This window comes from Streptacidiphilus sp. MAP12-16 (genome assembly GCF_041262165.1).
In the GTDB taxonomy this organism is placed as follows: domain Bacteria; phylum Actinomycetota; class Actinomycetes; order Streptomycetales; family Streptomycetaceae; genus Streptacidiphilus.
The window spans coordinates 78,196-98,529 of record NZ_JBGCBY010000006.1 but is presented as its reverse complement, the minus strand read 5'-3'; the positions used below and the strand labels follow the sequence as shown (position 1 = coordinate 98,529).

General features: G+C 70.8%; 19 protein-coding genes. 2 read left to right on the top strand and 17 right to left on the bottom strand.

Features of this window, described 5'->3' with window-relative positions; all coding sequences use genetic code 11:
• Positions 1-63: 63 nt before the first annotated feature.
• The 14 genes from ABIA33_RS09545 to pgsA all read right to left on the bottom strand — a co-directional run bounded on the left by ABIA33_RS09545 (position 64) and on the right by pgsA (position 12,894).
• On the bottom strand, positions 64-609 hold the full coding sequence (locus tag ABIA33_RS09545) for an adenine phosphoribosyltransferase (RefSeq protein ID WP_370079247.1): 546 nt from the start codon (positions 607-609) through the stop codon (positions 64-66).
• A gap of 10 nt (positions 610-619) precedes the next feature.
• Positions 620-1,774: a protein translocase subunit SecF gene (gene secF / locus ABIA33_RS09540; protein ID WP_370079245.1), complete on the bottom strand. Its 1,155-nt coding sequence runs from the start codon at positions 1,772-1,774 to the stop codon at positions 620-622.
• A gap of 4 nt (positions 1,775-1,778) precedes the next feature.
• The gene (gene secD / locus ABIA33_RS09535) at positions 1,779-3,521 is read right to left on the bottom strand and encodes a protein translocase subunit SecD (protein WP_370079243.1); all 1,743 of its coding nucleotides are present in this window, start codon (positions 3,519-3,521) and stop codon (positions 1,779-1,781) included.
• A 148-nt stretch (positions 3,522-3,669) separates the two neighbouring features.
• Positions 3,670-4,131 (bottom strand): preprotein translocase subunit YajC, encoded by a 462-nt coding sequence (yajC, locus tag ABIA33_RS09530; RefSeq protein ID WP_370079781.1) that lies wholly within the window; start codon positions 4,129-4,131, stop codon positions 3,670-3,672.
• A 207-nt stretch (positions 4,132-4,338) separates the two neighbouring features.
• On the bottom strand, positions 4,339-5,436 hold the full coding sequence (gene ruvB / locus ABIA33_RS09525) for a Holliday junction branch migration DNA helicase RuvB (RefSeq protein WP_370079241.1): 1,098 nt from the start codon (positions 5,434-5,436) through the stop codon (positions 4,339-4,341).
• Between the two features lie 136 nt (positions 5,437-5,572).
• Complete coding sequence (ruvA, locus tag ABIA33_RS09520; RefSeq protein ID WP_370079239.1) at positions 5,573-6,187, bottom strand: Holliday junction branch migration protein RuvA; 615 nt, start codon at positions 6,185-6,187, stop codon at positions 5,573-5,575.
• Positions 6,184-6,717 (bottom strand): crossover junction endodeoxyribonuclease RuvC, encoded by a 534-nt coding sequence (ruvC, locus tag ABIA33_RS09515; RefSeq protein ID WP_370079779.1) that lies wholly within the window; start codon positions 6,715-6,717, stop codon positions 6,184-6,186. Before ruvC ends, ruvA begins: the two co-directional genes overlap by 4 nt.
• Before the next feature lie 128 nt (positions 6,718-6,845).
• A complete protein-coding gene (locus ABIA33_RS09510) occupies positions 6,846-7,604 on the bottom strand; it encodes a YebC/PmpR family DNA-binding transcriptional regulator (protein ID WP_370079237.1) in 759 nt (252 codons plus the stop codon).
• Between the two features lie 95 nt (positions 7,605-7,699).
• Complete coding sequence (pdxT, locus tag ABIA33_RS09505; protein WP_370079235.1) at positions 7,700-8,296, bottom strand: pyridoxal 5'-phosphate synthase glutaminase subunit PdxT; 597 nt, start codon at positions 8,294-8,296, stop codon at positions 7,700-7,702.
• A gap of 106 nt (positions 8,297-8,402) precedes the next feature.
• Positions 8,403-9,317, bottom strand: a complete 915-nt coding sequence (pdxS, locus tag ABIA33_RS09500) for a pyridoxal 5'-phosphate synthase lyase subunit PdxS (RefSeq protein ID WP_370079233.1) — start codon at positions 9,315-9,317, stop codon at positions 8,403-8,405.
• A 196-nt stretch (positions 9,318-9,513) separates the two neighbouring features.
• Positions 9,514-10,047 carry a hypothetical protein gene (locus tag ABIA33_RS09495; protein ID WP_370079231.1) on the bottom strand — a complete coding sequence of 178 codons (534 nt, stop codon included), beginning with the start codon at positions 10,045-10,047 and terminating at the stop codon, positions 9,514-9,516.
• An 11-nt stretch (positions 10,048-10,058) separates the two neighbouring features.
• Positions 10,059-11,255 (bottom strand): glycosyltransferase family 4 protein, encoded by a 1,197-nt coding sequence (locus ABIA33_RS09490; RefSeq protein WP_370079229.1) that lies wholly within the window; start codon positions 11,253-11,255, stop codon positions 10,059-10,061.
• Positions 11,252-12,235 (bottom strand): phosphatidylinositol mannoside acyltransferase, encoded by a 984-nt coding sequence (locus ABIA33_RS09485; protein ID WP_370079227.1) that lies wholly within the window; start codon positions 12,233-12,235, stop codon positions 11,252-11,254. The genes ABIA33_RS09490 and ABIA33_RS09485 overlap by 4 nt, the downstream gene beginning before the upstream one ends.
• A gap of 8 nt (positions 12,236-12,243) precedes the next feature.
• Positions 12,244-12,894 (bottom strand): phosphatidylinositol phosphate synthase, encoded by a 651-nt coding sequence (gene pgsA / locus ABIA33_RS09480; RefSeq protein ID WP_370079225.1) that lies wholly within the window; start codon positions 12,892-12,894, stop codon positions 12,244-12,246.
• Between the two features lie 265 nt (positions 12,895-13,159).
• On the opposite strand from pgsA, the gene ABIA33_RS09475 reads away from it, so the two are divergent.
• Positions 13,160-15,364, top strand: a complete 2,205-nt coding sequence (locus tag ABIA33_RS09475; protein ID WP_370079224.1) for an elongation factor G-like protein EF-G2 — start codon at positions 13,160-13,162, stop codon at positions 15,362-15,364.
• On the opposite strand, the gene ABIA33_RS09470 is transcribed toward ABIA33_RS09475, so the two are convergent.
• Positions 15,351-15,878: a thiol-disulfide oxidoreductase DCC family protein gene (locus tag ABIA33_RS09470; protein ID WP_370079222.1), complete on the bottom strand. Its 528-nt coding sequence runs from the start codon at positions 15,876-15,878 to the stop codon at positions 15,351-15,353. The genes ABIA33_RS09475 and ABIA33_RS09470 overlap by 14 nt on opposite strands.
• Before the next feature lie 167 nt (positions 15,879-16,045).
• Between ABIA33_RS09470 and ABIA33_RS09465 the strand changes: the two genes are divergently transcribed.
• A complete protein-coding gene (locus tag ABIA33_RS09465; protein ID WP_370079220.1) occupies positions 16,046-17,668 on the top strand; it encodes a hypothetical protein in 1,623 nt (540 codons plus the stop codon).
• A gap of 42 nt (positions 17,669-17,710) precedes the next feature.
• On the opposite strand, the gene ABIA33_RS09460 is transcribed toward ABIA33_RS09465, so the two are convergent.
• The gene (locus ABIA33_RS09460; RefSeq protein WP_370079218.1) at positions 17,711-18,271 is read right to left on the bottom strand and encodes an HIT domain-containing protein; all 561 of its coding nucleotides are present in this window, start codon (positions 18,269-18,271) and stop codon (positions 17,711-17,713) included.
• A gap of 86 nt (positions 18,272-18,357) precedes the next feature.
• A complete protein-coding gene (gene thrS / locus ABIA33_RS09455; RefSeq protein ID WP_370079216.1) occupies positions 18,358-20,331 on the bottom strand; it encodes a threonine--tRNA ligase in 1,974 nt (657 codons plus the stop codon).
• Positions 20,332-20,334: the final 3 nt, after the last annotated feature.

Sequence of the window (20,334 nt, the reverse complement as noted above, 5' to 3'; positions counted from 1 at the left end):
CCGGTGACCCGCCCCAGGCTGTGCTTTCACGCGTGCTTTCGCGCGTTTGTTCTCGAGTGGCGGTCAGACCGCGATGACCGCTTCCAGCGGAGCGTCGCCCAGGTGCGCGGCGAGGCGTGCGCGGCCGCCGAGGAAGCCGAGCTCCATCAGCACGACCACGCCCGCGAGCTCGGCGCCGGCCCGGCGCACCAGGTCGAGGGACGCCTCCACGGTGCCGCCGGTGGCGAGCACGTCGTCGACGACCAGGACCCGCTCACCGGGAACAAAGGCGTCGCACTGGACCTCTATCACCGCGGAGCCGTACTCCAGCTCGTACGCCTGGCGGTGGCAGGCTCCGGGGAGCTTGCCCTCCTTGCGGACCGGGACGAACCCCGCTCCTGCGGCGTACGCGGCCGGGGCCGCGAGGATGAACCCGCGGGCCTCGAGTCCGACGATCTTGGTCGCGCCCAGGGCCTTGGCCCGCTCCGCCAGGTGGTCGACGAGGGCGCCGAAGCCCTCGGCGTCGGCCAGCAACGGGGCGATGTCCTTGAAGACCACTCCGGGCTTGGGGTAGTCCGGGACGTCGCGGATCCGGGCAGCCAGCAGCGCGGCCAGATCGTCGGTACTCACGCCGGTTTCCCTACTTCCGCTTGCCGGAGGTGCGACGGTCGCTGCGGCTGCGGTTGGTGGGCTGGCGCCGCACTCCGCTGCCACTGCCGCTGCCGACCGGGACGTTGTCCTGCGGGTCGTCGGAGTCGCCCGCCCCGCCGTCGGGGTCGTCCGAGGACACGGCACGACCCTCGGCCTCGGCCTTCGCGTCGGAGGCACGGCGCTGCGCGACCCGCTTGGCGAGGGCCTGGTACTCGGGCTGCTTCTCCTTGAGCCAGGCCACCAGCGGAGTGGCGACGCAGATCGAGGAGTAGGCACCGGCGCTCAGGCCGACGAACAGCGCGAGCGAGATGTCGTTCAGCGTGCCCGCACCCAGCAGCCCGCCGCCGATGAACAGAAGCGCGGCGACCGGGAGGAGCGCCAGGATGGTGGTGTTGATCGAGCGGACCAGGGTGCCGTTCAGCGAGCGGTTGGCCGCGTCGCTGTAGGTCAGCTTGGTCTGGGTGGTGAGCTTCTTGGTGGCGTCCTTGAGGCCGTCGAAGACGACGACGGTGTCGTACAGCGAGTAGCCGAGGACGGTCAGGAAGCCGATCACCGTACCCGAGGTGACCGTGAAGCCCATCAGCGCGTACACGCCGATGGTGATGACGAGGTCGTGGATGAGCGCGACCAGGGCGGCGACGGCGAGTCGCCACTCGAACGCGACGGCGAGGTAGAGGGTCACCAGCACCATGAAGGCGATCAGGCCGTAGAGGGCCTTCTTGCTGATGTCCTTGCCCCAGCTGGCGCCGATCGACTGGGTGCTGATCTGCGTGTGGGAGATGCCCAGCTGGGAGGTGATCTCGCTGGTGGCCTTGGCGACCGACACGTTCTCCGACGCGTTGATCTGGATCGTGATCTGCTGACCCGCGCTGCTGGTCGCCGACTGCACCACCGAGTTGCTGTCCCCGGTGATGTCGTGCGCGAGGGTCTGCGCCTGGCTGATCGTCAGTCCGGGCTTGGAGATCGTGTAGATCTCGCCGCCCTTGAACTCGATGCCCAGATTCAGGCCGCGCACTCCCAGGCCGACGACGGCCGCGAGCAGGATGACGCCGGAGATGGCGACCCAGAGCTTGCGGCGGCCGACGAAGTCGATGCTGACCTCACCGGTGAAGAGCCGGTGGCCGATATTGCCGAAGCGTGACATCTGGTCATGCCTCCTTGGTCTCGGCGGGACGACGGCGGCCGCCTCGAAGCGGCGGACGAATGCCCAGGCGCGACGGGTCGAGCCCGGACATGGGGTGGCCGTCCGAGAAGAACTTGCGTCGGGCCAGGAGCGAGATCAGCGGCTTGGTGAAGAGGAAGATCACCACGACGTCCAGCAGGGTGGTGAGACCCAGCGTGAACGCGAAGCCCTGGACCTTGCCGACGGTGAAGAAGTACAGCACCGCCGCAGCCAGGAAGGACACGAAGTCCGCGACCAGGATGGTGCGCCGGGCCTTGGGCCAGGCCCGTTGCACGGAGGGGCGGAGCGAGGTACCGGTGCGGAGCTCGTCGCGGATCCGTTCGAAGTAGACGACGAAGGAGTCCGCGGTGATACCGATGGCCACGATCGCGCCACAGATGGCCGGCAGGTTCAGAGCGAACCCGATCGTCCCACCGAGCAGCGACATGATCGCGTACGTCAGCGCGGCGGAGACGGCGAGGCCTGCGATGGCCACCAGGCCGAGGCCGCGGTAGTAGAGCAGCGAGTAGAGGATCACCAGCGCGAGACCGATGGCGCCGGACACCAGGCCTGCGGTGAGCTGGCTGCCGCCGAGCTCGGGCGAGACCGTCGTGAAGTCCTGCTGCTGGAAGGTCAGCGGCAGCGCGCCGAAGTTCAGCACGTTGGCGAGGCCGGTGGCCTCCTGCTGGGTGAAGCTACCGGTGATCTGTGCCTGGCCGCCGGGGATGGCCGCCGCGACGGACGGCGAGGACTGCACCGTGCCGTCCAGAACGATCGCGAACTGGTTCTGCGGCGACGTCTTGGTCGCCAGCGTCCCCGTGGTGTTGGTGAACTGCGTGGTGCCCTGGGAGTTGAAGCTCAGGTTGACCTGCCAGGCGCCGGTCTGCTGGCTGACACCCGCCGAGGCGCTGCTGATGTTGGTGCCGGGAACGGACACCGGTCCCAGCGCGTACTTGTAGTACACCCCGCCGATCGCCGTCGAGGAACAGGCAATCGCATTGGCGGTGGTGGCCGTCTGGTAGTCCTTGGACCGCTGCGTCGGCTGCGAGCAGTCCAGGTTGTTGAACGGTGCGGTGAGGTCCGCGGGCACCGTTCCGCTGGTCAGCGCGGCGCTGGACGCCGCACTACTGGACGGGTTCGCCGACGAGGACGCCTTGGCGGTTGCAAGGGGCGTGGGGGCCTTGAGGGCCTGGGTCACTGCATCGCCCTGGGTCTTGCTCGCGGACGGCTTCGCGGAGGCCGAGGCAGACCCGGAGGGCGCCGTCGCGCTCGGCGAGCCTGACGCCTTGGCGGTGGAAGAGGTCGAGGGGGTCGGGGTGACGGCGACCCCGGAGGGTGCCTCGGCGAGGACCGGCCGGAAGTACAGCAGCGCGGTCTTGCCGATCTCGTCGGCGATCTGCTGCGAGTTGGTGCCCTTGGGGATCGTCACGATGATCGTGTCGCTGCCCTGGGTCTGCACCGTCGCCTCGGACACACCGAAGGCGTTGACTCGCTGCTGCAGAATCGAGACGGCCTCGTTCATGCTGGTCGAGTTGACCGCACCGGGGTTGCCCACCGGGGCCTGTGCCTTGAGGGTGACGCTCGAGCCGCCGGCGAGGTCGATGCCAAGGCGCGGCTTGGTGTTCCCGGTGGCGAACATGATGGCCACCAGGGCCACCACCGTCACCAGGATCAGGCTCAGCGCACGCCCCGGGTATCCGTCACGCGGACGGGATTTGGGTGATGCCACCTTCTCGATTCTCTCTGTCCATGCCGTGGGTGGGTCGCGCCACCGCCGCCGGGGGTCGGCGGGCAGGGGGCGGCGCGATCACGACGCAGCGATCCTGTGGAGCCGTCCGGAGCCAGCGGCTCCGGGGAAGTCTGCCGTTGTGGGCAGGCTACTTGGCGGTGACGCCCTTGTCTGCGGCGGGCTCCGCAGTGTCGATCTTCTCCTCGGTCTCAACCACGACCGTGTCCGCGGGCTTGTCCGCAGCGGCGGTCTTGTCGAGCACGATGGGGGCCTCGGCCTGGTCGGCCGGCACGGCCTCGGCCGACACGGCGGACGCCTCGCCGTCGAGCTCAAGCTCGTCGTCCTCAGGGCTGTCGCCGTGGACGATGCGGTTGTACTCGACGCCGTCCATCACGACCGCGATGGCGTTCTTCGCGTAGATGGCGTGGACGCCGGGGGCGACCTCCAGCTCGACGGAGTCGTCGTTGACGGCCTTGACCAGGGCGTACATACCGCCGATGGTGCGGACGCCGGAGCCGGGCTCCATCTTGTTGCGCATATCGGCGGCCTGCGCCTGCTTCTTCTTCGCAGAGCGGGTCATCATGAACATGGCCCCGAACATGACGACCATGATGAGGAGGAGAGAGGGATTCACGACTGACAGGTCCTTTGCGAGGCCGCAAGGGAAGCGGCCGGTCATCTGGTGGCGGTCCACCCTGATAGGGGCGGCAACGGCGGAGTCTAAGGGACACTCCTTGGACGGACAACGTCAAGCATCGCATCCCGGTTCCGACGATAGCGAGTCTCTGGGCATGTCCGTGTCCGTTCAGCCGTTCGTTCAGCCCTCCGATGCGGGTGCGGCGGGGGTCTGCGCGCCGGGTCCGAACAGCTCCTGCTGGGCGGGGAGGGGGGCGTGCGGCGGAGTGAGGCCGAGGTGCTGCCAGGCGGCGGCGGTGGCGATCCGGCCGCGCGGGGTGCGGGCGAGCAGGCCCTCGCGGACCAGGAAGGGCTCGGCGACCTCCTCCACCGTCTCGCTCTCCTCCCCCACAGCGACGGCGAGCGTGGAGAGACCGACCGGACCGCCGCCGAAGAGTTTCAGCAGGGCGTGCAGCACGGCGCGATCGAGCCGGTCGAGCCCGCGCGCGTCCACCTCGTACACCGCCAGGGCGGCGGCTGCGATCTCCTGGGTGATCACCCCGTCGTGTCTGACCTGGGCGAAGTCGCGAACACGGCGCAGCAGACGGTTGGCGATACGGGGCGTGCCGCGCGAACGCCCGGCGATCTCGGCGGCACTCGCCGTGTCGATCCGGACGTCGAGCAGCCGGGCGGATCGGTGGATCACCCGCTCCAGCTCCGCCGGCGCGTAGAACTCCATGTGGCCGGTGAAGCCGAAGCGGTCGCGCAGCGGCGGCGGCAGCAGCCCGGCCCGGGTCGTGGCGCCGACCAGGGTGAACGGCGGCAGCTCCAGCGGGATCGCGGTGGCACCGGGGCCCTTGCCAACGATGACGTCGACCCGGAAGTCCTCCATGGCCATGTAGAGCATCTCCTCGGCGGGCCGCGACATCCGGTGGATCTCGTCGAGGAACAGCACCTCGCCCTCGGCGAGCGAGGAGAGGATCGCGGCCAGGTCGCCGGCGTGCTGGATCGCCGGGCCGGAGGTGATCCGGATCGGGGCGTTCATCTCCGCTGCGATGATCATGGACAGGGTGGTCTTGCCCAGTCCGGGCGGGCCGCTGAGCAGGACGTGGTCCGGAGTGGCCGAACGGTGCCGGGCGGCCTGCAGCACCAGCGAGAGCTGCTCGCGGACCCGCTCCTGGCCGATGAACTCGTCCAGGTCCTTGGGACGCAGCGCCGCCTCGACAGCCCGGTCCTCGCCGTCGGCGGCGGAGGTGACCAGCCGGTCGGCGGGGTGTACGGACTCGTCCTGAGGGCTCATGGGCGGCGACTCCAGCGGTGGTGTGACGGCAGCGGTGGTGTGACGGCAGCGGTGGTGAGACGGCAGCGGTGGTGGGACGGCAGCGAGGTGTGACGGCGGGTCAACAGGCGGCGGACAACAGGCAGTGGACGGCGGCTCAGCGGGCGCGGTTGCGGCTGCGCAGGGCGCTCCGCAGCAGCGCGGAGATATCCGGTCTCTCCTGGGCTTCAGCCTCCGGGGTGACGGCGACGACGGCGTCCTCGGCCTCGCGCGGGGCGAAGCCCAGGCCGACCAGGGCCGCGTGCAGCTGGTCCGACCAGGGCGCGGGCCCGGCGGCACGCACATGCTGCTGGGCGGGGACGGATCCGGTGGGCGCGCCCAGGCGGTCCTTGAGCTCGATCAGCAGTTTCTGCGCCCCCTTGGGCCCGATCCCGGGGACGGCGGTCAGCGCCTTGGCGTCACCGCGCTGGACGGCGACCCGCAGCGCGTCGGGGCGGTGCACCGCGAGCATGGCCTGGGCGACCTTGGGGCCGATCCCGCTCGCGGTCTGCAGTAGTTCGAAGGTCTGGCGCTCGTCGTCGTTGGCGAAGCCGTAGAGCGTCAGCGAGTCCTCGCGGACGACCAGCGAGGTGGCCAGCCTGACGGGCTCGCCGATCCGCAGCGGGGCGAGCGTCGCCGGGGCGCACTGGACCAGCATGCCCACGCCGCCGACCTCGATGACGGCGGAGCCGGGGGCGAGGGCGGCCACCGGGCCACTGACGAAGGCGATCACAGTCGGAGCTCCCTTGCTGAGGTCGTACGGGCGACCGCGGCGGCGATCCGGTCGGTGGCTGCGCCGCGCCAGATGTGGCAGATGGCCAGCGCCAGCGCGTCCGCGGCGTCGGCGGGCTTGGGGGGCGCGTCCAGCCGGAGCAGCCGGGTGACCATGGCGCCGACCTGCGCCTTGTCGGCCCGTCCGCTGCCGGTCACGGCCGCCTTGACCTCACTCGGCGTGTGCAGCGCGACGGGTATCCCGCGCCGGGTGGCGCAGAGCATGGCGACGGCACTCGCCTGCGCGGTGCCCATGACGGTGCGGACGTTGTGCTGGGCGAAGACCCGTTCGACCGCGACCAGGTCCGGGCGGTGCTCCTCGAACCACAGCTCCAGTCCCTGTTCGATCTGCAGCAGCCGGTGCGCGACGTCGACGTCCGCGGGGGTGCGCACGACCCCGCAGGCGACCATGCGCAGCGGGCGGCCGGACGCGCCGTCGACCACGCCGACGCCGCACCTGGTCAAGCCTGGGTCCACCCCCAGTACCCGCACGTGGCTCCGCCTCTCCCTCATGGAACTGATGTCTGTGGTGAGGCTATCGGTCGGGTCCGACAACGCGGCCCCGGACATGCCGCTGCCCGGCACCCGCAGGGGTGCCGGGCAGCGGTGGGGCGTGTCGCCTACTCGGCGTCGAGCTCCGCGCCGACCTCGTCCGAGATGTCGAAGTTGGCGAAGACGTTCTGGACGTCGTCGCTGTCCTCCAGCGCGTCGATCAGCTTGAAGATCTTGCGGGCGCCGTCGGCGTCCAGCTCGACCTGGACGCTGGGCACGAAGCTGGCGTCGGCCGAGTCGTAGTCGATCCCGGCGGCCTGCAGCGCGGTGCGGACCGCGACCATGTCGGTCGCCTCGCTCAGCACCTCGAAGGTGTCACCGAGGTCGTTGACCTCCTCGGCGCCGGCGTCCAGCACTGCGTCCAGGACGGTGTCCTCGTCGAGCTTCTCGCCCTTGGGGACGATGATGACGCCCTTGCGGGTGAACATGTACGACACCGAGCCCGGGTCGGCCATGTTGCCGCCGTTGCGGGTCATCGCCACGCGCACGTCGGAGGCGGCGCGGTTGCGGTTGTCGGTGAGGCACTCGATCAGCACCGCGACGCCGTTGGGGCCGTAGCCCTCGTACATGATGGTCGAGTAGTCCGCGCCACCGGCCTCGGCACCGGAACCGCGCTTGACGGCGCGGTTGATGTTGTCGATCGGCACCGAGCTCTTCTTTGCCTTCTGGATGGCGTCGTAGAGCGTCGGGTTGCCGGCCGGGTCACCGCCGCCGGTGCGGGCCGCGACCTCGATGTTTTTGATCATCTTCGCGAAGAGCTTGCCCCGCTTGGCGTCGATGACGGCCTTCTTGTGCTTGGTGGTAGCCCATTTGGAGTGGCCGGACATCGAGTGACTCCTTCATACACAACACCAAAGAAATGGAACAGGGAGATCCTACCGTCGCCATCGGTGACAACGGTCACCCGGCAGTCACCTGACGGTCACCCGGCGGCGCGGACCATGTCCACGAAGTAGGCGTGCACTCTGCTGTCGCCGCTCAGTTCCGGGTGGAACGACGTGGCCAGCAGATTCCCCTGACGTACCGCCACGACACGCCCGTCGCCCAGGTCGGCGAGGACCTCGACGCCCTCGCCCACGGACTCGACCCAGGGCGCGCGGATGAAGATCCCGTGCACTGGGCCGCCGTCCAGGCCACGGAAGTCGATCGACTGCTCGAAGGACTCGTTCTGCCGCCCGAACGCGTTCCGACGCACCGTCATGTCTATCCCGCCGACGCTCTCCTGGTCGTCCCGGCCGTCCAGGATCTTGTCCGCGAGCATGATCATGCCGGCGCAGGAGCCGTAGACCGGCATCCCCGCGGCGACCCGGGCCCGCAGCGGCTCCATCAGCCCGAAGATCAGCGCCAGCTTGGACATGGTGGTCGACTCGCCGCCGGGAATGACCAGGGCGTCGATCTCCGCCAACTCCTCGATGCGGCGGACAGGCCGCGCGACCGCGTCGGCCTCGGCCAGCGCCAGGGCGTGCTCGCGCACGTCACCCTGCAACGCGAGAACACCGACAACGGGAGAACTGGTCACGGCGAAAAACCTCTTCGGGGAGCTTTGATCAGCGGGGAACGGAAAATGGGGAGCGCGGACCCGGAGGCCGCGCTCCCCACCAGTGGCACGAAGCCACCGGTACGAACTACCAGCCGCGGTTGGCGTAGCGCTCGGAGTCAGGCAGGGTGTCGCAGTTGATGCCGACCATGGCCTCGCCCAGGCCGCGGGAGACGTCCGCGATGATCTTCGGGTCGTCGAAGAAGGTGGTGGCCTTGACGATGGCCTCGGCGCGCTTGGCCGGGTCGCCGGACTTGAAGATGCCGGAGCCGACGAAGACGCCCTCGGCGCCGAGCTGCATCATCAGCGCGGCGTCGGCGGGGGTGGCCACGCCGCCGGCGGAGAACAGCACGACCGGCAGCTTGCCCAGCTCGGCGACCTCCTTGACCAGCTCGTACGGGGCGCGGAGCTCCTTGGCGGCGGCGTAGAGCTCGTTGTTGTCCAGGGCGCGCAGGCGGCCGATGTCGGCGCGGATCTGGCGCATGTGGCGGACCGCCTCGACCACGTTGCCGGTGCCGGCCTCGCCCTTGGAGCGGATCATGGCCGCGCCCTCGGCGATACGGCGCAGCGCCTCGCCCAGGTTGGTCGCGCCGCAGACGAAGGGGGTGGTGAAGGCCCACTTGTCGCTGTGGTTGACCTCGTCGGCCGGAGTCAGCACCTCGGACTCGTCGATGTAGTCGACGCCGAGCGACTGCAGCACCTGGGCCTCGACGAAGTGGCCGATCCGGGACTTGGCCATGACCGGGATGGAGACCGCGTTGATGATGCCGTCGATCATGTCGGGGTCGGACATGCGGGCGACGCCGCCGTCCTTGCGGATGTCGGCGGGGACCCGCTCCAGGGCCATGACGGCCACGGCACCGGCGTCCTCGGCGATCTTCGCCTGCTCGGCGTCGACGACGTCCATGATCACGCCGCCCTTGAGCTGCTCGGCCATGCCGCGCTTGACGCGGGCGGTGCCGACGGCGGGGTTGTCGGTGGGGGCGGGGGTGTTGGTGGACACGAAAGACCTCACTGAAGACACGGACGGTGGTGCGATAAGCCCAATGGTAGGCCCGAACCGACCCTAGCCGATGCTCCACCCGGTCCAGCTCGCCCTCGGGCCACACTCCGCAGTGGCGCGTCTCACTTCCGCGTCACTGCAGGGTGATGGCGGGTCACGCCGAGGTCAGCCCGACCTCATGCCGAACGGTGTCGGGTCACGCCGGGGCCAGCGCGGACGGGGGCTCGTCGTCCATCTCGAAGGCCATCGGGAACGGCGCGTGCCCGGCCAGCCGCAGCATCCGCACCAGACGATGCCTGCGCACCGCCCGCGCGGCCCGCACCGAGTCGTTGTGGAACCGCCGCGCCATCGGCACCCGGCGGACCGCCGCCGTCAGATCCGCGACGATCTCCTCGCCGCCGACCAGCGCACGCAGCTCGTCCACCTGCGCCGGCGTCCCGAAGACCGCCCGCAGGGCCTGGCTGAGGTCGCTCTCGGCGACCTCCCGCCCCTCCTCCGCAGCCGTACGGGCGCCGTGCGCCGCCTGGTAGAGGACGATGGACGCGGCAGGGTCGAGCAGCGTGGACGTCGCCAGTTCCAGCGTCGTCGAGGACCGCCGGAGCAACTGCGCGTCCAGAGCGGCCTTCGCCGCGTCGATCCGCGCGTGCAGCCGGTCCAGCCGCCCCGCCGTCCAACTCAGGTAAAGCCCGACCAGAACGACAGCGACGACTACCCAGACCCAGATGCTCACAAGGCGTCACCCTACGGCTTGGACGGGTCGGGCTCCGCGAGCGGCCTGTCCCGCGCGAATCCCAGCCGCGCCCGCCAGCCCCCGCTGGGGTCCTCGTCGACCATCGCCGCCGCACCGGTGGCGACGGTCTCGTAGACGGAGAGGATGTCGGCGCCGACCGTCTCCCAGTCGAAGCGGCGGACATGCCGCGACCCTGCCTCGCGCAGCTCCGCGAGCCGCTCCGGGTCGCCCAGCAACCGTACGGCGGCCTCCGCGAGGGCGCCGGCGTCCCCGACCGGGAACAGTTCCCCCGCGCTGCCGCCGTCGAGCACCTGCCGGAACGCGTCCAGGTCGCTGGCGAGCACCGGCGCGGACGCCGACATGGCCTCTACCAGGATGATGCCGAAGCTCTCGCCGCCGGTGTTGGGCGCGACGTAGAGGTCGACGCTGCGCAGCAGCCGGGCCTTCTCCTCGTCGCTGACCATCCCGAGGAACTCGATCTGCGCACGCACGTCCGCGGGGAGGCCCTTCACGGCCTCCTCCTCGTCGCCCTTGCCGGCCACCAGCAGCCGCGTCCCCGGTCGCGCGGCCAGGATCCTCGGGAGCGCCTCCAGCAGCGTCGGCAGGCCCTTCCTGGGCTCGTTGATCCGGCCCACGAACCCGATGGTGCCGCCGCTCCACTTCGGCTCGGGCTCCGCCCGGGCGAAGAAGCCGACGTCGACCCCGTTGGGGATCAGCACCGCGTCCCCGCCGAAGTGTTCGACGAGCGTGCGCCGGGCGTACTCGCTGACCGCGATCCGGGCGCTGATCTTCTCCAGCGCCGGCTGCATGATCGGCTCGGCCGCGATCATGGCCCGGGAGCGCGGGTTGGAGGTGTGGAAGGTCGCCACGATCGGCCCGGTCGCCGCCCAGCAGGCCAGCAGCGACAGGCTCGGGGTGACCGGCTCGTGGATGTGCAGGACCTCGAAGGCACCATCGTGCAGCCAGCGGCGCACCCGGGCGGCCGACAGTACCCCGAAGTTCAGCCGGGCCACCGAGCCGTTGTAAGGCACCGGAACCGCGCGTCCCGCGGAGGTGACGTACGGCGGCAGCGGCGTGTCGTCGTCCGCCGGGGCGAGTACGGAGACCTTGTGGCCCAGCCGGATCAGGTGCTCGGCCAGGTCCCGGATGTGGAACTGGACGCCGCCCGGCACGTCCCAGGCATAGGGGCAGACGATGCCGATCCTCATGAGCCCGCCTCCACCGTCGACGGGTCCGCCGCAGCCGGGTCCGCCGCGGAGGTGTCGGCCGCGGAGATGTCACCCGACGCCGGGTCCCGGGCGGGCTGCAGCCGGGACCGGTCGACGTCAGCCAGCCAGAAGCGCTGCAGCATGTGCCAGTCCTGCGGATGCTCGCGCACGCCCTCGCCCCACACGTCGGCCAGCATCTGGGTCATCGCCGCCGCCTTCTCCCGCTTGCTGCCGGACCCGGGCTGGGCGACCTCCTCGTGGACGCGCCCCTTCATCACCGGTGTCCCGTCGTACCAGAGCGTCACCGGCAGCAGCGCCGCGCCGGTCTGCACGGCCAGTACGGCCGGGCCCGCGGGCATCCGCGCCGCCTCACCCATGAACTGCACGTCGACACCCGACGCCGACAGATCCCGGTCTCCCACCAGGCACACCAGACCGCCCCCGCGCAGCCGCTGCGCCAGCGTGGCCAGGGTGTTCGCACCGCCGGTCAGCGGCAGCACCTCCATACCCAGGCCCTCGCGGTAGGCGACGAAGCGGTCGAACAGCTTCTCCGGCTTCAGCCGCTCGGCGACCGTGGCGAAGGGGTAGCCGCGCACCACGATCCAGGCCCCGGCCAGATCCCAGTTGCCCATGTGCGGCAGCGCCAGGATCGCGCCGCGCCCGGACCCGAGCACATCGTCGAGCCGCTCGATGAACTCGGGGTCGAACGACGCCTTCACCCGCTCCTCAGTCCACACGGGCAACCGAAAGGACTCGCCCCAGTAGCGCAGGTAGCTGCGCATCCCGGCCCGGCTGAGCTCGGCGATCTCCGCGTCGGACGCCTTGGGACGCACCCGGCGCAGGTTGGCCTCCAGCCGCAGTACGCCCTTGCCGCGCCGCTTCCACACCAGGTCCGCGATCTGCTCGAAGAGACGGTTCGCCACCCGCTCCGGCAGCCGCTTCACGGCCCCCCAACCCGCCGCGTACGCCGCGTAAACCATCTGGTCCTTCACAGCCGACCGCCCCCCGCTGCGACGGCCTCAGCCGCCTCCCGACGTACCGTCAGCATCCGCTGCAGCACGGTGACCAGGCTGCCGACCGCGATCAGCCACAGGGCGATCGGCAGCAGCCAGTCGATGTAGGGAACCCCGAAGCCGTGCAGCCCGGACAACCCCGCCGCGACCAGCGTCACCGTCAGCCGATCGGCCCGCTCCACCAGGCCCGCGACGTCGCACTTCAGGCCCAGGCTCTCGGCCCGCGCCTTGGTGTACGACACAACCTGGCCGCTGGCCAGGCAGAACAGGGCGACCGCGCAGAGCAGCAGGTTCTCACCGCGCCCCGCGTACCAGAGCGCGAGCCCACCGAAGATCGCCGAGTCGGCGACCCGGTCCAGCGTGGAGTCGAGGAACGCGCCCCAGACGCTGCTGGTCCCGGCCTGGCGGGCCATGTTGCCGTCGACGAGGTCGGAGAAGACGAAGGCAGTGATCACGATCGTGCCCCAGAAGAAACTACCCTGGGGGAAGAACACCAGCGCACCGGCGACCACGCCGGCGGTACCCACCAGAGTGACCACGTCCGGGCTGACGCCGATCCGCAGCAGGAACGCCGCGAAGGGAGTGAGGACCCGCGTGAAGAAAGCTCGCGCGTATTTGTTGAGCATGGGCCTTCCGACCGCTCCGATCTGGCTCTGCTGTCAGCGGCACCCTCGTCGGACCGGCATCGGCCCCGGGCTGGGACATCGTATCCGGGGCGGACACGGCGCCCACGCCGGAGGGCGTCAAGCCCCCGGTCGCGCCGCCCGTGCGGGAGCTATGGACCTGCGCGCGAGCCGGTGCCAAGCTCACCATCACCGCGGGTGACCTGACACCCACTCTGCGCGGTCCCCCGTGGCATCACTGATGCGCGCTCGCGGGAGGAGCAGAACCATGAGCGACAGAACGCATGCACACACAGGAGCCGCCGGCAGGGCGGCGACGGCCGACCAGCTGGATCGAAGCCGGCCCGACCTCATCAGGAACGTCGTGCTGGTCGGCCACAGTGGAGCCGGCAAGACCACGCTCGCCGAATCGCTCGCCCTGGCCACGGGCGCGCTCACCCGCGCCGGGCGGGTCCAGGACGGGACCACCGTCTCCGACTACGACGAGATCGAGCACCGGCAGCAGCGCTCGGTGCAGCTGTCCCTGGTGCCGCTGCTGCACGGCGCAACGAAGATCAACCTGCTGGACACCCCCGGCTACGCCGACTTCGTCGGCGAGCTCCGCGCCGGGCTCCGCGCCGCGGACGCGGCCCTGTTCGTCGTCCCCGCCACGGACGGGATCGACGGCGCCACCCGGATGCTCTGGGAGGAGTGTGCCGCGGTCGGCATGCCCCGCGCCCTGGTCGTCACCAAGCTCGACGCCCCCCAGGCCGACTTCGCCGCCACCGTCGAGCTCTGCCGCACCGCCTTCGGCGGTGACAACCCCGAATCCGTCGTTCCGCTCTACCTGCCGCTCAACTGCGGCCCGGCCGGCGCCGACGGCGCACCGCGGATCTCCGGGCTGCACGGCCTGCTCAGCGGCACCTGCTTCGACTACGCCAGCGGCCACCGCACCGAGCACTCCCCCGACCAGGAGCTGAGCGAAGCCGCTGCGGAGGCCCGCGACCGGCTCATCGAGGCCGTCATCGCGGAGAGCGAGGACGAGGCCCTGATGGACCGCTACCTGTCCGGCGAGCCCATCGACACCAAGACCCTCATCGACGACCTCGAACGGGCCGTCGCCCGCGGCGCGTTCCACCCGGTCCTGGCCTCCGCCCCGCCCGCCGAGGGCTCCCGCGAGGGCCTCGGCACCGCCGAGCTGCTGGAACTGGTCACCGCCGCCTTCCCCTCCCCCGCCGAACACCCGCTGCCGTCCGCGAGCACCCCCGAGGGCAGTCCCCGTCCCGCGCTCAGTTGCGACCCGGAGGGGCCGCTCGCCGCCGAGGTGGTGAAGACCAGCGGCGACCCCTACGTCGGCAGGATCAGCCTGGTCCGGGTGTTCTCCGGGACACTGCGCCCGGACCAGCCGGTGCACGTCTCCGGGCACGGGCTCACCGACCGGGGCCACGAGGACCACGACGTGGACGAGCGCGTCGGCGCGCTCTCCTCGCCCTTCGGCCGTACCCAGCGCCAGGTCAGCCAGGCCGTCGCGGGTGACATCGTCTCGGTCGCCAAACTCTCCCGCGCCCAGACCGGCGACACCCTGTCCGCCCCCACCGACCCGCTGCTCGTCGCGGCCTGGGAGATGCCCGACCCGCTGCTGCCGGTCGCCATCGAGGCCCACAGCAAGGCCGACGAGGACAAGCTCTCCCAGGGCCTGTCCAGGATCGTCGCCGAAGACCCGACGCTGCGGCTGGAGCAGAACCCGGACACCCACCAGCTGGTGCTGTGGTGCCTGGGCGAGGCCCATGCCGACGTCCTGCTGGAGCGGCTGCGCAGCCGCTACGGCGTGCAGGTCGACCCGGTGCAGTACGTCGTCCCGCTGCGGGAGACCTTCGGCGGCCCGGCGCGCGGCCGCGGACGGCACGTCAAGCAGTCCGGCGGCCACGGCCAGTTCGCCATCTGCGAGATCGAGGTGGAGCCGCTGCCGGCCGGCGGCGGTTTCGAGTTCGTCGACAAGGTCGTCGGCGGGGCCGTACCGCGGCAGTTCATCCCCTCCGTCGAGAAGGGCGTCCGGGCGCAGCTCGCCAAGGGCGTCAGTGCGGGCTTCCCCGTCGTCGACGTGCGGGTCAGCCTGGTCGACGGCAAGGCGCACTCGGTCGACTCCTCCGACGCGGCCTTCCAGACCGCCGGCGCGCTGGCGCTGCGCGAGGCGGCCGCGGCCACGACGGTCCGACTGCTCGAACCCGTCGCCGAGGTCCGGGTGCTGGTCCCGGACGAGTACGTGGGCGGGGTGCTCAGCGACCTGTCCGGACGCCGGGGCCGGGTGCAGGGGACCGAGCCGGTCGGCACCGGCCGGACGCTGGTGCGGGCCGAAGTGCCGGAGCTGGAGATCGTCCGCTACGCCGTGGACCTGCGCTCGCTTTCGCACGGCGCGGGCGACTTCACCCGGGCGTATGTGCGACACGAACCGATGCCGGAGGCGGTCGCGGCGCGGGTGGTCACTCCTCCGTGACGTCCGGCTTCTCCGCCGACGCCGACGCGGCCCCGGCCGACGCCGAAGCGGCCCCGACCGCTGACGCGGCCCCTGCCGGCGCCTGTCGAGCCCGGGCCGCCGCCCGGGCCGCAGGCGGCAGCGCGCAGGTCGGGGTGCCGCCGGGCATCCGGTCCCGGTTCGCGGCCACCAGCCGGTACACCCCGGCCGCGAGCACGCTCAGCGGCGGCACGGTCATCGCCGCGCCCAGCAGGCTCCAGCCGGGCCTGCGGGTGCGCAGCAGCAGCCGGGCCACCGCCTGCGCTCCCCCGTACACCCGCCGGGCCGGGGTGATCCACAGCACCTCGTGCTCGGCCCGGTACGGCGACACCTGCCCGTCCGTGAACGCGGCGAGCGCGTCCAGGTCCGCGAACTGGAACGGCACCGCCTCCCAGCCGGACGGGTCCAGCCGCCGTTCGGCGAAGCGCACCGACGAGCTGCAGAAGGCGCAGTCGCCGTCGTAGAGCAGGACCGGGCGAGGGCCGCGTGAGTTCATGCCCCGATCATGGCAGAGCGATCATCGCTGGGGCGATCGTGAATGCCCTGACGGGGGATGATCCGCAGCGATACGCTGGCTGCTCCGGCTTCGTGACGCCCGTTCAGCGGATGATCATCGTTGCTCTGGGGGATATGGCTTAGGACAGCCATCGGGAGGGGACCGCAGTGGTTTGGCCGCAGATCCCGCGCACAGACGCGGCTCCGCAGACCGCGGCCACAGCCGCGCTCGCCTCACTCGCCTACCGGGACGGGGCTGTCAAGGACCTGACCGACGCCGACCAGACCACGACCCAGAAGCCGGGCCGGGTCCTGTTGTTCACCCCGACCCTCGGCGAGGCCTTCTGCCGGGCGGTACTCGCCCGCACCCTGGGCGCGAAGCGCAAACCCACCGTGCCCTCCTTCGGCACCGACCCGCGTCTGGTCGTCGAGCACTGCCTGGAGGCCGAGGCGCTGCGGCACCAGCGGGACCGCCGGCTGACGGCGGTCGCCTTCTTCACCGGCTTCCTGTTCCTGCCGGGCACCCTCATCTGGCTCGCCGCCTTCGAGATCCGCCGCCGGAGCGGTCCCGGGCGGCAGTCCGTGTACGGGGGCGCCGCCCTGGCCGTCGCGGTCCTGCTCGCGGCGCTCTTCGCGTGGCGACCCTTCGCGCACGGCTACGCCGGGCTGTATGTGCGGATCATGATGCTGGTGCCGGTGCTGGGCTGGTTCATCGCCCAACGGATCTGCCTGCGCACCGCCGAGCAGCTGCGCGAACGCTGGAACGCGCTGCTGGACGGCAACGGCGTCGGACCGCTGGTTCCCGGAGCCGTCCCGATCGGCCCGGAGGACGTCAAGGCGGAGACGCTGCGCAAGTCGCTCGCCGAGCTCACCGCGGAGCAGGACACCAACATCGTCCACTACGCCGGTGCCAAGGGGATACTCGGCATGGGAGCGCGCTGGGCCTCCTGGCAGCTGGCCGAGCAGCTGGACCCGCGCGAGGGCGTGCAGGAGATCCGCGCGTTCCACCCCTGGGACGTGATCAAGAAGATCGAGGAGCACCTGCACCGCCTGGAGCGCAGCAGCCTGGCCACCGGCGCAATACCCGCGGTACGCGTGGGCCACTGGGCGGTCGTCGACATCCCTGAGGGCGCCGACGAGTTCGGCCGCCCGTCCGGGCCCGAGATGGACGGCACCCGGATGCGCGGCTCGGCGATCACCGACCTGGCGAACCGCCAGCAGTTCGGCCGCGGCCCCCGCCACTACCTGGGCACCCAGTTCGTGCTCTGGGAGGGGCAGTTGGTGGTGACCCTGCTGGTCACCGTCACCGTGCTGCACCACACGCTTCGGGTTGAGGTCGCCGGCCACGCGCTGGGCCCGCTGTCGCCGCTGTTCGGTAAGAAGGCCGCGCCGCAGGAGATCAGCGTCGCCAAGACGGGGAAGTTCTGGGAGGAGCAGATCAAGCACCTGCCGATCGTCACGTCCGACGAGGTGGTGCGGCTCGCCCTGCGCGCCCCGTTCACCTGGCCGTGGGGCGAGACGATGCTCGACTGGCTGGGCGGCACCATGAAGCTGCCCGAGCCCTTCGGGCTGCGCTCGGCCTGGGCTACCAGGCCGTGGACGCGCCGGTTCATGGCGGACGACGCGCTGCGCGTCGCCACCCCGGTGCTGCGTGCGGTGCACGCGGGGACGATGGAGGTCCTGAAGGACCACGACGTCGACGTCGACCGGTTCAAGACCCGCTCGCTACTGCTGGGCGCGGAGATCCAGGGCGTGCGACCGTCCAAGGTCGACGAGTACGACGCCAGGTAGGACGGACGCCGTCGGACCGCCGGCTCCGGCGCCGGCTCGGTTTCAGTCGACCGGCCAGGCGTCGGCGAGCATCTTGCGGGTGTCGGCGAGGAGCTGGGGCAGCACCCGGGTGTGACCGATGACGGGCATGAAATTGGTGTCGCCGCCCCAGCGCGGTACCACGTGCTGGTGCAGGTGCGCCGCGATGCCCGCACCGGCGACCGAGCCCTGGTTCAGGCCGATGTTGAAGCCGTGCGCGCCGGAGGCCGTCCGCAGCGCGACCATCGCCTGCTTGGTCAGCGCGGCGACGTCGAGGGTCTCGGCGGCGGTCAGTTCGGTGTAGTCGGCGACGTGCCGGTACGGGACGGCCATGAGGTGGCCGCCGTTGTACGGGTAGAGGTTGAGCACCGCGTAGGCGTGCTCGGCCCGACGCAGGATCAGCCCGTCCTCGTCGGTCATGGCCGGGATGGCGCAGAAGGGACAACCGTCAGTGGGCTCCGGACCGCTGGGCTTGTTCTCACCCTTGATGTACGCCATGCGGTGCGGCGTCCAAAGGCGCTGAAAGGAGTCCTGGACCCCGACCCCGTTCTGCAGTTCCGGCTCGCTCGTCATGCTGATCAGCATAGGCGCTGGCGCTGGGACGCCGAGGGGCGGGCTCACGGCTGAGCCCGCCCCTCGGTCGGCACCAACGGTCACATCTGGACGAACGGTCACACCTGGACGCGGCGCTCCACGGCGTCGAGGATCTCGGCCAGCGCCTGGTCCCGCGGGATCCCGTTCTTCTGCTCGCCGTTGCGGTAGCGGAAGCTGACAGCGCCGTTGGCGACGTCCTCGTCACCCGCGATGACCATGAACGGGACCTTCTGCTTCTGCTGGTTCCTGATCTTCTTCTGCATCCGCTCGGAGGAGGCGTCCACGTCCACCCGCAGCCCCTTGGCCTTCGCCTCGGCGGCGAACTCCTGCAGGTACGACACATGGGCGTCGCCGATCGGGATGCCGACCGCCTGGACCGGGGCCAGCCACGGCGGCATCGCGCCGGCGTAGTGCTCGAGCAGCACCGCGAAGAACCGCTCGATCGAGCCGAACAGCGCGCGATGGATCATGACCGGCCGCTGCCGCGAGCCGTCCGCCGCGGTGTACTCCAGGCCGAAGCGCTCGGGCAGGTTGAAGTCCACCTGGATGGTCGACATCTGCCAGGTACGGCCGATGGCGTCCTTCGCCTGCACCGAGATCTTCGGGCCGTAGAAGGCGGCGCCGCCCGGGTCGGGGGTCAGCGGGAGGCCCTGCTTCTCGGCGGCCTTGCGGAGGACCTCGGTCGCCTCCTCCCAGACCTCGTCGGAGCCGACGAACTTCTCCGGGTCCTTGGTGGAGAGCTCCAGGTAGAAGTCGTTCAGGCCGTAGTCGCGCAGCAGTTCCAGCACGAAGGTCAGCAGCGAGTCGAGCTCCTCCGCCATCTGCTCCTTGGTGCAGTAGATGTGCGCGTCGTCCTGGGTGAAGCCGCGGGCGCGGGTCAGACCGTGCACCACGCCGGACTTCTCGTAGCGGTAGACCGTCCCGAACTCGAAGAGCCGCAGCGGCAGTTCGCGGTAGGAGCGGCCGCGCGCGTCGAAGATCAGGTTGTGCATCGGGCAGTTCATGGGCTTGAGGTAGTAGTCCACGCCCTCGTCGAGCTGCATGGGCGGGTACATGCCGTCGGCGTACCAGTCCAGGTGGCCCGAGGTCTCGAACAGAGTGCCCTTGGTGGCGTGCGGGGTGTAGACGAACTCGTAGCCGGCCTCCTCGTGGCGCCTGCGCGAGTAGTCCTCCATCGCCCGGCGCATCACGCCGCCCTTGGGGTGGAAGACAGCGAGGCCGGAGCCGATCTGGTCCGGGATCGAGAAGAGGTCCAGCTCGGCGCCCAGCTTGCGGTGGTCACGCTTGGCGGCCTCCTCGAGGAAGTCGAGGTGCGCCTTGAGGTCGTCCTTGGTCGCCCAGGCGGTGCCGTAGATGCGCTGGAGCATCGGGTTCTTCTCGCTGCCGCGCCAGTACGCCGCCGCATTGCGCATCAGCTTGAACGCGGGGATGCGGGTGCTGGGCAGGTGCGGGCCCCGGCAGAGGTCCTTCCAGCACAGGTCGCCGCTCTTGGGGTCGAGGTTGTCGTAGATGGTCAGCTCGCCGCTGCCCACCTCGACGTCCGCGCCGTCCTCGCTGGAGGCGCCGCCCTTGAGGCCGATCAGCTCCAGCTTGTAGGGCTCGTTGGCGAGCTCCTCGCGGGCCGCCTCGTCGGTGACCACCCGACGGGAGAACTTCTGCCCCCGCTTGATGATCTCGGTCATCTTCTTCTCGATGGCCTTGAGGTCCTCGGGGGTGAACGGCCTGTCGACGTCGAAGTCGTAGTAGAAACCGTCCTTGACCGGCGGGCCGATACCGAGCTTGGCCTCCGGGAAGAGCTCCTGCACGGCCTGCGCCATGACGTGCGCGGTGGAGTGGCGCAGGATCGACAGACCGTCGGAGCTGTCGATCGCGACCGGCTCCACCTCGTCGCCCTCGTTGAGGACGTAGGCCAGGTCCTTGAGCTCGCCGCCGACGCGTGCGGCGATCACCGCGCGCTCGCCCGGGAAGAGGTCGGCAGCCGTGGTGCCCGTTGTCACCACGCGCTCTTCCCGATCGGGTTCGCGACTGATGACCACACGGACGTCCGACACCGG